The sequence below is a fragment of the Noviherbaspirillum phoenicis genome (assembly GCF_047237965.1).
Taxonomy (GTDB): Bacteria; Pseudomonadota; Gammaproteobacteria; order Burkholderiales; family Burkholderiaceae_D; genus Noviherbaspirillum_A.
Genome location: NZ_JBDFLX010000001.1, coordinates 3,830,869 through 3,846,915, shown reverse-complemented (window position 1 = coordinate 3,846,915; position 16,047 = coordinate 3,830,869). Strand labels below are relative to the sequence as shown.

14 protein-coding genes and 1 tRNA gene are annotated in these 16,047 nt (G+C 60.1%); 9 read left to right on the top strand and 6 right to left on the bottom strand.

Annotated elements, in window-relative coordinates; translation table 11 throughout:
* Positions 1 to 75 precede the first annotated feature (75 nt).
* The 3 genes from ABC383_RS17110 to ABC383_RS17100 all read right to left on the bottom strand — a co-directional run bounded on the left by ABC383_RS17110 (position 76) and on the right by ABC383_RS17100 (position 4,549).
* The gene (locus tag ABC383_RS17110) at positions 76 to 1,830 is read right to left on the bottom strand and encodes a tannase/feruloyl esterase family alpha/beta hydrolase (protein WP_413015346.1); all 1,755 of its coding nucleotides are present in this window, start codon (positions 1,828 to 1,830) and stop codon (positions 76 to 78) included.
* 134 nt (positions 1,831 to 1,964) lie between these two features.
* Complete coding sequence (gene fusA / locus ABC383_RS17105; RefSeq protein WP_413015344.1) at positions 1,965 to 4,100, bottom strand: elongation factor G; 2,136 nt, start codon at positions 4,098 to 4,100, stop codon at positions 1,965 to 1,967.
* 8 nt (positions 4,101 to 4,108) lie between these two features.
* On the bottom strand, positions 4,109 to 4,549 hold the full coding sequence (locus ABC383_RS17100; RefSeq protein ID WP_194714254.1) for a CBS domain-containing protein: 441 nt from the start codon (positions 4,547 to 4,549) through the stop codon (positions 4,109 to 4,111).
* 305 nt (positions 4,550 to 4,854) lie between these two features.
* Between ABC383_RS17100 and ABC383_RS17095 the strand changes: the two genes are divergently transcribed.
* The gene (locus tag ABC383_RS17095; RefSeq protein WP_323744872.1) at positions 4,855 to 5,157 is read left to right on the top strand and encodes an HU family DNA-binding protein; all 303 of its coding nucleotides are present in this window, start codon (positions 4,855 to 4,857) and stop codon (positions 5,155 to 5,157) included.
* Between the two features lie 68 nt (positions 5,158 to 5,225).
* Here the strand turns inward: ABC383_RS17095 and ABC383_RS17090 are convergent, their stop codons facing one another.
* Both ABC383_RS17090 and ABC383_RS17085 read right to left on the bottom strand, forming a co-directional pair.
* A complete protein-coding gene (locus tag ABC383_RS17090; protein ID WP_413015342.1) occupies positions 5,226 to 6,113 on the bottom strand; it encodes a hypothetical protein in 888 nt (295 codons plus the stop codon).
* Positions 6,114 to 6,331: 218 nt separating this feature from the next.
* A tRNA-Arg gene (locus tag ABC383_RS17085) sits at positions 6,332 to 6,408 on the bottom strand.
* Positions 6,409 to 6,755: 347 nt separating this feature from the next.
* Between ABC383_RS17085 and ABC383_RS17080 the strand changes: the two genes are divergently transcribed.
* The 4 genes from ABC383_RS17080 to ABC383_RS17065 all read left to right on the top strand — a co-directional run bounded on the left by ABC383_RS17080 (position 6,756) and on the right by ABC383_RS17065 (position 12,277).
* Positions 6,756 to 8,510: a hypothetical protein gene (locus tag ABC383_RS17080; RefSeq protein ID WP_413015340.1), complete on the top strand. Its 1,755-nt coding sequence runs from the start codon at positions 6,756 to 6,758 to the stop codon at positions 8,508 to 8,510.
* A gap of 109 nt (positions 8,511 to 8,619) precedes the next feature.
* Positions 8,620 to 9,066 (top strand): NUDIX hydrolase, encoded by a 447-nt coding sequence (locus ABC383_RS17075; protein ID WP_413015338.1) that lies wholly within the window; start codon positions 8,620 to 8,622, stop codon positions 9,064 to 9,066.
* 336 nt (positions 9,067 to 9,402) lie between these two features.
* Positions 9,403 to 10,803, top strand: a complete 1,401-nt coding sequence (locus tag ABC383_RS17070; RefSeq protein ID WP_413015336.1) for a DUF2142 domain-containing protein — start codon at positions 9,403 to 9,405, stop codon at positions 10,801 to 10,803.
* 58 nt (positions 10,804 to 10,861) lie between these two features.
* Positions 10,862 to 12,277 carry a hypothetical protein gene (locus ABC383_RS17065; RefSeq protein WP_413015334.1) on the top strand — a complete coding sequence of 472 codons (1,416 nt, stop codon included), beginning with the start codon at positions 10,862 to 10,864 and terminating at the stop codon, positions 12,275 to 12,277.
* A 27-nt stretch (positions 12,278 to 12,304) separates the two neighbouring features.
* Here the strand turns inward: ABC383_RS17065 and rnk are convergent, their stop codons facing one another.
* Positions 12,305 to 12,709 (bottom strand): nucleoside diphosphate kinase regulator, encoded by a 405-nt coding sequence (rnk, locus tag ABC383_RS17060; protein WP_413015332.1) that lies wholly within the window; start codon positions 12,707 to 12,709, stop codon positions 12,305 to 12,307.
* A gap of 833 nt (positions 12,710 to 13,542) precedes the next feature.
* Here rnk and ABC383_RS17055 point away from each other — a divergent pair.
* The 4 genes from ABC383_RS17055 (at position 13,543) to ABC383_RS17040 (ending at position 15,909) form a co-directional block, all read left to right on the top strand.
* Positions 13,543 to 14,130 carry a proprotein convertase P-domain-containing protein gene (locus ABC383_RS17055; RefSeq protein ID WP_413015330.1) on the top strand — a complete coding sequence of 196 codons (588 nt, stop codon included), beginning with the start codon at positions 13,543 to 13,545 and terminating at the stop codon, positions 14,128 to 14,130.
* Positions 14,131 to 14,653: 523 nt separating this feature from the next.
* Complete coding sequence (locus tag ABC383_RS17050; protein WP_413015328.1) at positions 14,654 to 15,373, top strand: PEP-CTERM sorting domain-containing protein; 720 nt, start codon at positions 14,654 to 14,656, stop codon at positions 15,371 to 15,373.
* 126 nt (positions 15,374 to 15,499) lie between these two features.
* On the top strand, positions 15,500 to 15,709 hold the full coding sequence (locus ABC383_RS17045) for a hypothetical protein (protein WP_413015327.1): 210 nt from the start codon (positions 15,500 to 15,502) through the stop codon (positions 15,707 to 15,709).
* 5 nt (positions 15,710 to 15,714) lie between these two features.
* Positions 15,715 to 15,909, top strand: a complete 195-nt coding sequence (locus ABC383_RS17040) for a hypothetical protein (protein WP_413015325.1) — start codon at positions 15,715 to 15,717, stop codon at positions 15,907 to 15,909.
* Positions 15,910 to 16,047: the final 138 nt, after the last annotated feature.

Sequence of the window (16,047 nt, the reverse complement as noted above, 5' to 3'; positions counted from 1 at the left end):
CGCAGACAAAACAAAGGGCTGGGCGGGACGCGATGTGGCTTGCGTCCCGCCCGGCCCTTGCGCGTTTTTATCCGCCTATTGCGCCGCGCAGGTGAAGCTGGCCGCCGCGTTGATGTCTCCCGTCAGGTTGTAGCGCGGGAAGGTCGGATACTCGCACAGCGGCCGGGTGCGGCCGGGCACGCCGGTGCGGTCGGCCACCACCTGGGCTGGCGGCGCAATGCCTTTCTCCACCCAGTTCTCCAGCGTCGTCACCGAGTCCCATGCGGCATTGAACACCGTGCTGGTGGAATGGCCATAGCCGGGGATCTCGTAATAGCGCATGAAGCCGGTCACCGCGGCCGTGCCCATGGTATTGCGGATGCGGCTGAAGTACTGCTCGGTGGCGCGGGTGCTGACCAGCGCGTCGTGCGAGCCATGCGCCATCAGGATCTTGCCGCCGCGCGACTGGAAGGCCGACAGGTCGGTCTTGTTCGCGTCCTGGATGCCGGTCAGCTCCACGATCCGGTTCTGCCAGATGGTGGGATTCTGCGGGTCCAGCTGCAGCGAGTTGAAGTTGGGGTTGCGGGTGACGAAATACTTCACCCACTGGTCCCAGAACGTGCTGCCATACGGCGGCATGCTGGTGGCGGTCACCGCCGGCATCGGGTTGGCCGGCTGCTCGGTGCCCATCGACAGCGTCAGCACCGTGGGCTGCAGCGGATCGTTGCCGGGATTGCCGAAGTCGGTGCCCCAGGTATTGAAGCCGGGATAATTGCGCTCGCCGCTGGCCAGCGCATAGTTCAGCTGCAGCGGCGTGTTGATCACGTTGAAGGAAGCGATCTGCACGTCCGACAGGCAGGTGTCGCCGGTGTCGGCGCCGTTGGCGCAGCGCACCGGCTGACCGCCCGGCGAGGCGTCGACGGTGGCGGTCGCGGGATTGAAGCTGGCATTGCAGGCGACCACATTGCTGATCACGCCGTCGCGCGCGCCGTCCAGGCCGTCGCAGGCGGCGACGGCGGCGTCATACAGCACGCGCCGCTTGGCGCGGTTCGGATAGGCATTCGGCAAGGCCAGCTGGCGGGTGATGCGGCCGAACTGCAGGTCCAGGCTGGCTGCATTCCAGGCCGGGTACAGCACGATGGCGCCGTCGAAGTCGGATGGCCAGTTCTGCACCGCCAGCAGCGCTTCGCGCCCGCCTGTGGAGCCGCCGGCGAAATAGGTCTTCTGCACCGTTTCCGCATAGCGCGACTTGATGATGGCCATGGCGGTGTCGCGGGTTTTCTTGATGGCGTCGCCGGCGAAGTTGCGCAGCGCCTCGTCGTTGGCGCCGAAGGTGCCGTCGCGGCTGCCGTTGGCATTGGCCTGGTGGCCGGAATCGCTGCCGAAGGTGGCATAGCCGCGTCCGAGCGGCACCTGCCTGTCGGTCGGGCCGGCCGGCACATTGGCTATACCCGTGGCGATGGTGCCGTTATAGCCGCCGCCGCCGAACATCATGGCCTTGCGGTTCCAGTTTTCCGGCAGGTTCACCTGGAACTTGATCTTGGGCGCGCTCGCATCCACCGGATTGATGTCGCCCAGCACCCGGCAGTATTCGCCGACCGCGCTGGCGCCGCTGCCGGCTGCCGGGACCACGGTTGCGCTGGTCACCGTGGCGCCGGTGGTGGCCAGGCCAATGCTGGAAGCCGGTATCGTCATGCCGGCCAGCTGGGCGCAGGTCATGGCGGCCTGGGTGGGCGGCAGATTGGCGTTGTCGTCGTTATTGTCGCTGCCGCCGCAGGCGGCGAGCCCGAATGCCGCCAGCACCGCGATGGTGACGGGTGCGGCCTGGCGTTTCCTGATGTTGAAGCGCATGTCTCCTGCTCCTTTTCGTATCGTTATGGCCGCAATGGCGGCAGGAGCATCATAGGAAACAAACACGCCGGAAAGATTGAGTCGGCGCAATCTGTGCAGAGAGCAAGCGGCGCCCTGCCCGCTGCCGGGGAGGTTTAGCGAGCCTGCCTGCCGCCAGCCACCGCCTGCGCCAGACTGGCGGGCAGCCTTGCATAGCGCAGGAACTCCATGCTGAAGCCGGCCCTGCCCTGCGTCAGCGAGCGCAGCGTGGTGGCGTAGCCGAACATCTCCGCCAGGGGCACCTCGGCCCGCAGCAGCCGGCCGCCGGCGATCTCGTCCATGCCGCGCACCTGGCCGCGCCGGCTTGCAAGGTCGCCCAGCACGTCGCCGGTATGCTCGTCCGGCGTCTCCACGCCGACCGCCATCACGGGTTCGAGCAGCACCACGCCGGCCTTCCTGCAGCCGTCGCGCAGCGCCATCGCGGCCGCCACCCGGTAGGCGTTTTCGCTGGCGTCGACCTCATGCCAGGAGCCGCCGGTCAGCGTGACCTTCAAATCCGTCAGCGGGTAGCCGGCCAGCACGCCGCCGGCCATTGCGTCGCGCACGCCCTTTTCCACCGCGGGAATGAATTCGCGCGGAATGGCGCCGCCCCTGACCGCATCGACGAAGGCGAAGCCGGCGCCGGCCGGCAGCGGCTCGATTTTCAGCACCACATGGCCGTACTGCCCGTGGCCGCCTGACTGGCGGATGAACTTGCCCTCGCTGGCCTCGCAGACGCCGCGCACGGTTTCGCGGTAAGCCACCTGCGGCGCGCCGACCTGGGCATCGACGCTGAATTCGCGGCGCATGCGCTCCACCAGGATTTCCAGGTGCAGCTCGCCCATGCCGGAGATCACGGTCTGGCCCGACTCGGGATCGATGCGCACATGAAACGACGGGTCTTCCTGCGCCAGCCGCTCCAGCGCATGCGCCATGCGGTCATGGTCGGCCTGGGTGCGCGGCTCCACCGCCTGCGCAATCACCGGCTCCGGGAAGGCGATCTGCTCCAGCATCAGCGGGTGGTCCGGGTCGCACAGGGTGTCGCCGGTCGACACGGTCTTCAGGCCGACCGCTGCGGCAATGTCGCCGGCATGGACTTCGCTGATCTCGGTGCGGTGGTTCGCATGCATCTGCAGCAGGCGGCCGATACGCTCGCGCTTGCCGCGCAGCGTGTTCCATACCGTGTCGCCGGCATGCAGCGTGCCGGAATACACACGGAAGTAGACCAGCTGGCCGGCGAACGGGTCGGTCATGATCTTGAAGGCCAGCGCGGCGAACGGCGCCTTGCTGTCGGGCGCGCGTTCGACCGGCCTGCCCTCGCCGTCGATGCCGACCACCGGCGGCAGGTCCGACGGCGCCGGCAGATAGTCGATCACGGCATCGAGCAGCGGCTGCACGCCACGGTTGCGGTGGGCGCTGCCGCACAGCATGGGCATGATCTCGCCGGCGATGGTGCGGCGGCGCAGCGCCTGCTTTAGTTCATCGACGGAGATATCGGCGCCGTCGAGGTATTGCTGCAGCAGCGCGTCGTCATCCTCGACCGCCGCTTCCACCAGTGCGGCGCGCCACTGCGCAGCGCCTTCCAGCAGGTGCGCCGGGATATCGGCCAGATGGAAGCGTTGCCCCTGCCCCTCCTCATCCCAGACGATGGCGCGCATGGCCAGCAGGTCGATCACGCCGTTGAAGCCGGGGCCTTCCTCCAGCGGCAGCTGCAGCGGCACCGGCGTGCCCTTGAGCCGCTCGATGATCTGCTGGCGCACCCGGAAGAAATCGGCGCCTGGACGGTCCATCTTGTTGACGAAGGCAATCCGCGGCACCCGGTACCGGGCGGCCTGGCGCCACACGGTTTCAGACTGCGGCTGCACCCCGCTGACAGCGTCATACAGCATGCAGACGCCGTCGAGCACCCGCATCGAGCGCTCGACCTCCACCGTGAAATCCACGTGGCCGGGCGTGTCGATGATATTGATGCGGTGCGCCGGCCGGCCGCCGTCCATGCCTGTCCAGTAGCAGGTGGTGGCGGCGGCGGTGATGGTGATGCCGCGCTCCTGTTCCTGCTCCATCCAGTCCATCGTGGCCGAACCTTCGTCGACCTCGCCGATGCGGTGGCTGATGCCGGCATAGAACAGGATGCGCTCAGTCAGCGTGGTCTTGCCGGCGTCAATATGGGCGGAAATGCCGATGTTGCGGTAGCGCGTGACCGGCGTGGCCGCAAGAACGCCATCGGACCGCGCAATGGGTCCCGTGGCCATGCGTCACCTCAGGCATGCTGGCCGCTGATGTAGTGTTCCAGCTGCTCGATGGTGAACTGCTGGTCCGAGATGATGTCCTTGACCAGGTCGCCCATTGAGATCAGGCCGATCAGCCGGCCGCCCTCCATCACCGGCAGGTGGCGCACCCGGCTGTTTGCCATCAGCGCCATGCAGTCTTCATTGCTCTGCTGCGGCCGCACATACAGCACCGTGGGACTCATGATCTCGCGCACCGCAGTCTGGTCGGAATTGCGGCCCATCAGGATGACCTTGCGCGCATAGTCGCGCTCGCTGACCATGCCGACGATGGCGCCGCCTTCCATCACCACCAGCGCGCCGATGCCATGTTCGGCCATGCGGCGGATCGCTTCCAGCACGGTCTCGCCGGGACTGATGGTATGGACTTCGGTCCCGCCCTTGGCATGCAGTATCTGGGAAACGGTCTTCATCGTTCATCCTTTCGCTGGGTTGGTCATGCGGAAAATGGCTTTGCCTGCGGTGTGCTGCGCGCCGGAAGACAGCTGCGTTCGACCGGCGCATGACGAATCGGATGGAAGCAGTATAGACACTATCGCCCGCTTCATGGGCATCGATAAAGCGCTGTTGGCGTGGATCAGGCCGGCGGCCGCGGCATTTTCGGGCCCGATCCGGCTTTCATGCGGCCAGATAGGCACATCCGGCGTTTTATTTGCAAGAAAAGCGGGCTGACAGCTACTGTTTGCGCTTGTTATTCCGCTAAAATTCAAGCCCCTCTATCTCACAGGCAAGTACCATGAAAAAATCAGAAATGATCGATCACATTGCGCAGACCCACACCCTGACCAAGGTGGAAGCAAACCGCGTGCTCGACACCGTGATTGGCATCATCCACACCGACCTGAAGAAGGAAGGCCGCTGCTCGATTCCTGGCCTGGGAACCTTCAGCGTCACCAAGCGTGCAGCCCGCACCGGCCGCAACCCGGCCACCGGCGAAAAGCTCAAGATCAAGGCGTCCAAGAACGCCCGCTTCAAGGCCGCACCGGCCCTGAAGGAAATCATCGCCAAGGTAAAGATCTGAGCCAGGCTTGCTGAGCAGTCCATGCGCGGCGCACTGCGCCGCGCAGTTCTTCCTCCCGCTTCACGCGTTCAACGCGCTTCCCGCTGCCGCTGATATTCGGCGCGCTTCATGTCCATGTACTCTTCCCGCTCGACCTCGCGCAACTGGCGCGCATAACGCTCGGTCGCGCTGAACCAGTCCTTCAGCCGCCGCTCGAACTGCTCGCTCTTTGGCGCATCCACTTCCTTCAGATAGGAATCGATCGCCAGGTAATAGCGCATGGTGTTGCGTTCCACCACGCCGCGCACGCCGCCGATATAGGCTGGCTTGCCGCCTTCGTCGCCGGTGACGGTGAAGCCGACCTTGTTGGCGCCGACGGTCGCCAGGTAGCCCTGCATGCCCAGCTTGCCGGCCATGCCGTAGGAATAGGAATAGGTCAGGTGCAGCAGCGTCTTGCGGCTGTCGACCGCGCCGGCCTCGACCAGGATGCGATAGTCGCTGGTGCCCACCGGCCCCTTGTCGGCCGACATCCTGACATCGAGGTAATCGGGCGCGCTCTCGGCCTTGTAGCCGAAGTCGACGCGGTAGGCCTGGTCCAGCGGCTGCGGGTCCTTCTTGCCGATATAGACCGTCAGGCCCGGCCCGCCATCGACGTCGGCCGCGCGGCAGTACTTGGTGTTGAGATGCAGGATCAGCACGTCGCACCACTGCTCGCGCGTCTTCAGCGCGGCTGCCACCTTTTCCAGCGGATAGTCGAGCAGCGCGTAGGCTTCGCCCTTCAACTGCTTCGGATTCTCGGTGGATTCGATGTACAGCGGCTGGCCGAACTGGTTGCTGGCAAGCCGGGGCTTGAGTTCCGCATACTTCTGGCGCAGCGCTTCGGCGCCGTCGGCGGCATGGGTCAGGGTTGCGGCGGCGAGGCCGGCGGCGAATGAAATGGCCTGGAACAGGCGCAGGCAGCGGGAACGGTAGGCCATGATGATGGCGACACATGGCCCGCGAGCTTGCTCAAGGCACTGTGCCGCAAGATGTGTTGGAAACCGCCATCTTAAATCGGCCACGGCAGAGTATCAGTACGACAGCGCACATCCTCTATTGAGGCACCTCCAACACGGTCATCGTTGGGAATGCGTGGTGGGAGGGGAAGGAAAGCACAAAAGAAAAAGGGCCAGATCTTGCGATCTGACCCTTAAATTGGTGCGGCTGGCAGGAATCGAACCCACGACCCCTTGGTTCGTAGCCAAGTACTCTATCCAGCTGAGCTACAGCCGCTTGGTAATGCACCGTCTTTTTAAAACGGTTTGTCAGGCTTTGACGGCATGGCCATCATCAATGACCGTTTCTGCGACTCGGTTACTGCTCTTCGTCGTCAGGAGCCGGGATTCTAACAAAGGTTTTCACAGCAAGCAATGCCGTCGACGCAAAAATCCTTGCATAAGAGAAAAATCCCAGTGCATTAAGAAGCTGCAAATATTTTTAAACGAAAAGCAACCAGCCTTCATTCCCCAAAAAAATGCCACAAAAGCAACAAAATGGCGGAACTGTCTACATAGTTAATAGCTAGCACAGCACTCGCATTTGCCGACGCAACGAACAATGGTTTTTTGAAGGAGGCTATTTTGGACCCCATGCAGAACAAGGCCGTGCATCATGAATCGGCAATTCGGACGGATACGGATGTTGAAGAACAGCTTCCCCACACCAAATCTGATACCCCGCAGTTACATGACAGGCAAACAACTCAGCAAACCCTGCTGCATGACTCTGACAAAGTGGAACCGCATCTTGAAAAGCCACACGTCAGGACGGCTCCACAATATGTGGTGTCGTCAGACGCCGACCCTAACTCGCCACATTCGTTGCTTTCCACGTCACGCGGTGACGACACTGCATCGGGTGCAACCAGACCTCATCAAGGCGCAAAAGAGAAAACTTCCGCAGAACTGGATTCTTCGCCCGTACCGAATGGCAGCAACATTTCCCCTGAAGACAGGAAGGCCGCAAGCGCTCGCTCAACCGGTTTGACAGCCGGTAAGCTTGCTGAAAGCGAACTAGGTACGGAAAGAAAAGAGTCTCGATCTATCGATGTGGCGGTTTCTGACGCCTTCCTCAAAGGAGACGTTGAACTTTTAAAACAATTATTAAATCAGGGGGCCAAGCCAGCGAATGATGCGCTCTTATGCCAATCGTACGAGGCCAAACGTACTTTTCATCTATTGGCCAGCAGTGAAGACATAGAAACTTTGCACAAACTGGTTGCGCACACCACACCAGAAACAAAAGCGTACATCATGGACGAAATGCTCGGCTACCTCTTCCATAATCAAATGCCAACCCTGATGGAATATCTTGCCAGGCATGCGGTTATTAACCGCGACGCTGTGGAGGCCGCCATGTCCGATAGATCAAATACAAAATACCAGGCCCTGCTTGACAGCGGCATGTCATTCACCGGCGATCTTGATCCCTCCACCATTCTCAGGGACACATTTCGCTTCTCCTACCAAGAACGTCTTGCATCGCTGCCCAAGAAAAGAAGTACAGCGGCGCAGGCATTCGACGCGCACCGCGATCGGAAATATAAGGAAGCGGACAATTTATTCAACCTGCCTGCCCCTACAGATAACAATCCGTTAGGCTTGACAGAAAATGCTTTGGAAAACTTTTCTGAACTCGGCCTGCATTTTTTGTATCACCGTCTCCAACACACCCACGCAGGCTTGATAAGCACGATGCCTGACGGTTTGCTCCGCGATGGCTTTCGCAGTGAAATCGTATGGATCCTGCGCTCCTGCCAGAAGGAATGCACCGCCACCCGGGAAGCATTGATGCGAAAAATGAATGCCCACGAATACAGGATCGCCTGCAAAACCGTGGATGGCGACATCGTTCCATGTAACGGAAAGAAAGTTGAGCAATTACTGTTTGCCTTTCAACTTTCGACGCATGAAAGACTGCTGCAAATCGCCCAACCCCCGTTAACGGAAAAGGCAAATATATTTCAGACAATACAGTCGGAAATATCCTCCTTTCTCAATTGGGACAAGAACGCGCAAGCCAGAACAGCCCAGGCCAAGGTAGTCATTGAACTGGCGCAAGGCGTTCCCGAGTTCATCCTCCAACTCCCACAGGAAATATTGGACATAAAAACAGGCGTGGCTGAGAAAAGGGTTTCTGCAAAAAGCGCGTTGGAATCCCTACAAAAACATCAGGAAACCCTGGAAACGCAATTTGAAGCGCTGATGGGCAGTCCATCGCCGGGAACAGATCTAGCGGATCAGGTGATTATCAACATGTATGGCAATACCTTCAAGGAACTCGCCGCTATCAGGAAAGCAACGCTCAGCAGTGCTGGCCAGTCACAGTCGCAGTAATGCGTTCCGAAGCACAAACGCCATCAGTGCAAGTGGCACGGGATGCGAATGACCCGTTATATGCCTATAGTGGCGGCTGGCCAATCACATTCCCTTCGTCCCCGACGCCATGCCTTTCAAGTCACTTTCCAACAAAGCCCTGTCGACTTCCTGCGGCACGCTGGTGATCAATCAGCGTGGCCAGATCCTGCTTTGCCATGTCACCGGCACCCGCAACTGGGATATTCCCAAGGGCATGCAGGACCCTGGCGAATCCACGCTGCAGGCGGCCATGCGCGAGCTGGCCGAGGAAGCGGGCCTGGCCTTCGACAGCGAGGCCTTCGAGGATCTTGGCAGCTTTGACTACCGGCCCGACAAGCGGCTGCATCTCTACAAAGTCCACGCGCCCGAGACGCTCGACTGCCTTGACCATCTCTGCTGCACCAGCCATTTCCCGCATCACATTACCGGCAAGGACACCCCCGAAGTGGACGGATTCCGCTGGGCTGACCGCGACGAGATCCGCCGCCTGTGCTGGCCGCGCATGGCGCAGCGGCTGCTGTCGCTGGACTGGTAGATCGATTCGGCTACCACTGCGGCCTGCGCCAGGCGCAGCCAATCGCCGAACTGTTGAGCGCAATCTCCTTCAATGCGCGAGGCGGCAACTAAAACAGGCGCACCTTGTCAGACTGCCATGTTTGCCTGGCAAGGCAACAGGCTTCCTGACGCCGCACAAGTTCTCCGGACATCGGAGCCGCGCCGGCTGTCCTGCGCCTGGAGCATGGCGAACAGGCATTGCCGTACGAAGGCCGGCGCGGACCTGCGCCGATAAAGGCGCTCCATCGCCGCCAACTGCGGGCCGGTAGCGATGGCCTGGCAAGCCATGCCTGCCATCGCGCTTCACAACGACAACATGAATACACATATCGCCACATTCCATTCCATCCGAACAAGGAGCATTCGTCTTCTGAACCGAAGAACGCAGCTGATCGCCTGCCTGATCTTCATCGGCACCATGCTCTCGTCCATCATTCCGCCGTTCCAGTCGCCGGACGAATTCGACCATGTCAAGCGCGCCTATCTGCTGTCGCAGGGGCAGTTGACCCTGGTCAGCCCGCCCAACACCAGTTCGGGCGGCTATATCGACAACGGCCTGCTGCAGTACATGGATGGCTTCACCCATCTGCCATTCGAGGAAAAGCACACGGTGGCGCGCGGGACGATAGAGCATGCCAGGCAGTCGCGCTGGCAGCACACGACCAACTTTTCGATCGCTCCCGGCACTGGCTATTACTTCCCGCTGGTCTACCTGCCCCAGGCCGCGGGCCTGCTGATCGGGCAGGCGCTCGATCTGTCGGTCGACCTGTCCTACCGCCTGGCGCGGCTGCTGGCGCTCAGCGCCACGCTGGGCCTGCTGTTTTTCGCCGCCCGGATTTACCCGACCAATTTCCTCACGCTGGCCCTGCTGGCGCTGCCGATGACGGTGTTCCAGATGGTGTCAGCCACATTGGACGGCACCACGACTGCGCTGGCGATCCTGTGCCTGTCGCTCTTCATGCGCGCCTGCGACCGCAGCATGGCCTATCCGAAGTGGATGTCGTGGCTGCTGGGGATAGCGCTGCTGCTGCTGGTAAATAGCCGCACGCACCTGTTGCCGCTCCTGGCGCTGCCGCTTGTGATCTATTTCTTCCGCAAGCGCACGCTTGACCTCGCCTTGTGCGCCGGGCTGACGTTGGCGGCGCTGGCATGGCTGTTCATCGCCATGCGCTACACGATAGACCTGCGGGTGGCGCGCAGCGTTTCCCTGGGCGAAATCGTCGGCTATTACCTCAGCAAGCCGCTGGCCTTCCCTTCCGTGCTATGGGCTACCCTGACGGATAGCGAGACCAGGCAATTCTATCAACAGACCTTCATTGGCAAGCTGGGCTGGCTCGACCTGCAATTCCAGGACTGGTTCTATAACCTGTCCCTGCTGTTCTGCGCCGCGATGGCCGCGCTGTCGGTGCAATGGTCCACGCTGCGCCAGGACTGGCGGGTGCGCCTCTGCCTGACGGCATGCGCCGGCGTCTCGATGCTGATGGTGTTCTTCCTGTTGCTGGTGACATGGAGCAAGCATCCGGCCGCACTGATCGAAGGCGTCCAGGGCAGGTATTTCCTGGTGCCGTGCATCCTGCTTGCGTATGCGCTCAAGGGCCAGGCCACGCTGGTGTCGGGCAAGCGAAGGAGCATCGGCCTGTCGCTGCTCTATCTCTATCTGCTGATGCTGTCCATCGTGCTGCCGCAGGAACTGATCTACCGTTATTTCGCCAACTGACCTGCCCGGCCGGCGCCGATAGTCGCTGGCAGGCAAGCTCTTCCACCCTCACCGACCTATGGATGCACACTTTCAAGAAGCAGCGCGGCCACGCGGCAATGCCATCAGCGCCGGGCTGGTCTGCCTGACCGCCCTGGTTTGCGCGCTGGCCCTGGCCTACGAATTTTCACCGGGCTTCATGTCCTTCGACACCCTGTACCAGTACCGGCAGGCAAAGGGCCTGGCCGCGCTCAACGATGCGCATCCTGTCATCATGGTGATGTTGTGGCGCTTCTTCGACAGCGTCAGCGCCAACACCGGCACCATGCTGCTGTTTCACCAGCTGCTCTACTGGCTGACGGTCGCGCTGTTTGCGCTGCTGGCGGCGCGCCGCCTGGCCTGGCGCATCGCCTTGCTGCTAATCATCGGCTTTTGCCCGCCCCTGGTGATTACCTCGCTGCACATCTGGAAAGACGTCGGCATGATGTGCATGCTGGCGCTGGCCTGCGCGGCCCTGCTGGGCTACCTGCGCTACCGGCATTGGGGCTGGCTGCTGCTGGCTGCGCTGGCGCTGTTCTATGCGATCGCCGTCAGGATCAACGGCTTCATTCCCGGCGTGTTCCTGATGGGCTTTCTGGCTTACGCGGCGGTGTCGCGCTCGCGCCTGCCGGCGCTGAAAAAGACGGGTGTGGCCCTGCTTGCGGTGGCGGCGCTGAGCCTGGCTTACTTTCAGGGCATTGCCGCGCTCAATGCCAACGCCGAGAAGAGCAATGGACTGGGCACCCTGCTGGTATGGGACCTGGCCGAGATCTCGCTGGCGCGCGGCGAGGACGTGATACCGCCTTACATTCCGCGCGTGGGCACCGGGGAGCTGCTGCAGGACCTGGCGCGGGTCCGCGTGCCGGACACCAATTACCCCTACTGGGCGGTAGTCTGGCCTTTCCCGCCGCAAGAGTTTCAGGGCCGACTGCTGCCCGACTGGCTGAAAGTGGTGGCGGCCAATCCCGGCATCTACCTGAAGCACCGCAGCCACCTGTTCCTGACCATGCTGGGAATTGGCGTGCCGAAGATTTATTACCCGTATCATCCGGGCATCGATGGCAACGAGTTTGGCTTCCGTTTCAACCACATCAGCCAACAGCGCGCCGGCAGCTATTTCCGCGCCTTCGACCGCCTTGCGGCCACCCCTTTCTACAAGCCCTGGATTTATCTGCTGCTATGCGTCGCCACGCTGGCGCTGGCCTGGCAGCGCTTCCGTGGCGCACGCGGCAGCCGGGATGAAAACCTGCTGGCCGCCACGGTGGCCGTGAGCGGCATCGCCAACATGGCGTCGCTGTTTTTCCTGGCGACGGCGGCGGACTATCGCTACGTGATCTGGACCGTGTTCGCCGGCCTGCTGGGCGGCGTCATGGTGGCGGCGGACATGCTGCGGGAACGCCGGCTGGGAGGCGTTGGGGCGCAGGCCATGCCGCGCAGGGAACGCGGCCTGGCCTGAGGCGCCTTCCATCGAGCGGCCAGGCTTTCAGCGGGAAAAGTCCCCGGCCCGCTCCGGCTGGTAGAGCACCTCGACGATCCTGACCTGCACCCGGCGCCCGTCCGGCCCTGGCCACTCTATGCTGTCGCCGACCGACAGGCCCAGCAGCGCGGTGCCAACCGGCGTGAGGATGGAAATGCCGTCCGGCACGTCCGGCATTTCCCTGGGATAGGACAGGGTCAGGCAGAACATTTCCGGCGACGCGTCGATCTGGAAGCGCACTGTCGAGCGCATCGTCACAACGGACGGCGGCATGTCCTGCGGCGCCAGGACGTCAGCCCGGTCGAGCTCTTCGCGCAGGGACTGCGCGGCAGACGAATCGGGCGGCAGGGCATCGAGCAGGGCCTCGATCCGTTCGAGGTCGGTCGAGGACACGACGATGGATGGTTTCATGATTGGAACTCCTGACAGGCCTTATGCCTGACAATTTATTGAAGGGACTGACCGGCGGCACGCGCCGGACGCCGTGGGCGCGGGGCGAACCAGACCAGTCGGATGCCGTTTGCCGGAAATGCGCGACGGGCTATCTCTCGGCTGCGGTACGGCAGTTGGCTGTTGCGTCGGGGCAGGCTCGGGAGGCTGGAAAAACCGGGAAGGTTGTCCGGCGCTCACCGAGCCCAGGAAAGGCAGGCAAGATCCCGGACGGACAAGGATGCCTTGCCGATGCGCGGAAACGGCACGGCGGACGTAGCCAGGCGATGCGCAAGAAGACCGCTGGCACGGACGCGCAGCCGCGACTTCCCCTGGTTCAGGGAAGAACAATCGTCATTCAGGGGAATGCGGGGCTTGTTCACTGTGAAGTCTGCTGATGCGGGCTGGCCGGAATGGCCGAGTATATAGGCTTTGTCCGGATCTTCAATGGCATGCGGGGCTGCGCCTGGCGCCAGCATGGTCGCTACCCGAGGCATCGCCAGAAATGGGAAAGGGGGCTGGCTTCAAGCCAACTCCCTTTCATCCCTGGTGCTGATGAGACGAGCGCAGCAGCTGGTCAGGCTTACGGTTCGATAGCCCTCCCTTTGTGGAGTACGTAGCTGGCACGTCCTGTCGAAGCGATGGAGGATGTCATTACCCAGTTGGACGAATTGACTTCTTTTCCTGTCGACAATATTTACACTCAGACCCTCAGAGCGAATTACCAAAGTGCAACTAGTTGATTTAACGTAAATATTTTCCATGGCATAACAGTTGCTATAGAGAATATACGATCAAAAAACTCCAGGGCTCGTATGAACATTAAATCGATTTTCGCCGCTTTCGCATTCGCTGCCGCATCCATCATGACCGCGCCTGTGTCGGCAACCGTCATCATGAACAACACGAGCACTCCGATCTGCGATCTCTGCACGATCAATTCGACCTTAGCGGTGTCGTCCCATTTCATCATTCAAGATCTTAACGTTCTTCTGAGCAACCTTAACCACACTTACGACCAAGACTTGGTCATTAGCATTTTTGCTCCGACTGGCACTTCGGTTATCTTGTCGAATCGTCGCGGCGGAAGCGGCAATAACTTCCAGAACGTCGTATTCGATGATTCGGCAACTCAGTCTATCTCCCAAGGGTCAGCCCCGTTTAACAACACCTTTAGGCCAGAACAGGCGCTTTCCATATTCAACGGTATCGATGCATTCGGAACTTGGACACTGCGCGTCAGTGACGTTCAGAGCCAAGACACCGGCACCTTAAAAAGCTGGGGCCTCGATATTACGCCGGTGGCAACCGGATCCGCCGTTCCAGAGCCTGGCGCGGCAGTCTTGTTCGGTCTGGGCCTACTCGCCCTTGCAACATCCCGCCGCGAGGCAGCGAAGAAGTAAAAACCGTTCCTTGGTCATGAAGCCCGCGGCATGCGGGCTTTTTTTTCGCCGTCCGTATTCACGCAATCTCCTGATGCTAAACACGGACATAATTCCACATAGAAATGAGCGGAGGCATACGAATTGCATAACGAAGAAACGTTCCGCAAGCTTGAAACCTTCCTTGCAGCGCTCAAAGAAATAATCAACGAGCAGCGTGCTTTCATCGGCGTCATGTGACATGAGAGAGACTTGCTGGCGGCTGGGTACGCAAAAGCGATGAAAGAGTGTAAAGAAATACAAGCGCTTCTCAAAGCATCCAACGACTCAGCAATTTCCAGGTCAAAACAAGGCTAATCCCCTACTTCAACCGCCCTTAACAACGGCGGCAACACCCGCTTTCTCCTCAGATTCGCCGGATGTCCGTCAAGTGATTATTCCCGCATAGCACATAAGTACCTGTCGGAAATATTTACAAAAGCAAAGTTTCCGGTTGATTACCTAAAGCCAACTAGTTGTTTTATAGGAAATATTTTTCCCTGGCATGATTGCTGCATTAACAACTTTTGTAGCATTTTCAATCAAGGGAGCCAACGTGAAAAAGATGATCAAAGCTTTAGCAGCAACCGCAGTCGCAGGATGTATGTTCGCAGCACCGGCAGCCAACGCCATTACCTTTACCATCACAGGCGGTTCATTCGCCGCGGAAAACGGTTATGGAACTGGCAACAATGACTTGGACGTCACATTCAGCACAGCCGGTTATTGGAATACCAGCAAAGTCTTCAATCTGACTACAGTCAATCAGCAGACCAGCCTTTTCAATTTCGGCCTCATTACCTTGCGCGAAGATAATATTTCCCAAAGCGAGACTGGAAGTCTGGGAATCACTGCCACCTTCAATTTCACTAATCCATTTGCAACCAGCACGCCTCTGACTGTTACGACAAGCGGCGTCATTGCCTATACCGGACCTGTAAATGATTGCTTCCTGTGCATTTTTAATCCTGACGCGGTCGATTACAAGATCGACTGGGCTCCCTCGACCGTAGACTTTGGCGCGGGCGGCAAGTTTAGGATCGACATGACTGACCTGTCGTTTAACCAGCAGGAATCGCTGACACAAACTGCAAGGCTGACTCTGCTCGCACTGCCGAGTGAGGGTGGAAATGGAAATGCAGTCCCTGAGCCAACCACCGTCGCATTGCTCGGTCTCGGCCTGCTGGGCTTTGCAGCATCGCGCCGCAAGGCAGCCAAGAAGTAACACTGCCACACCTAGTCATGAAGCCCGCCGCGCGCGGGCTTTTTTTATTCGCCGTCCGCGTTCACGCAATTCCCGGATGTTGCACATGCGTATAATTCCGCGCAAAAATAAACGGAGACATACGAAGTGCATAAAGAAGAAACCGTCCGCAATCTTGAGGCGTCCCTTGCGGCGCTCAGAGAAATAATTGATGAGCAACGAATGCCCATCCAAAACTTGGAACATGAACGTGACTTGTTTTCAAAAGGCTATCGTGCAGCAATGGGTAAATGCGAAGAACTTGAAGCCACCGCAAGTGCCCAGGCAGCTCAGTCCCATGTAAACCAGACGGAATAATAATTATGCGTCGCTATATCATTCGGCAGTACATGCACGGCGAAAATGCAGACGATCCTCTCAGTATGGCCGGCACATTCGACGATCTGCGAGAAGCGCAATCCTTCGCTGAAAGACGAATACAAGACGTGAATGAAGTCATCGACACCGTGACTTGGGAAGTGGTATGGCGCCTGAACAGGGGCGTTCCCCGTTCGTGATCACGTAGCGCTTGATAGCGTATTCGAAGATATCAAGCTTTCAAAGATGAACTCCGATTCCAGGAGCCCGCGCGGCAGAAGGAATGTAGATCGGGGCGAAATTTTCGATCCCTCAGAACGCGCCACAATTGATTTTCT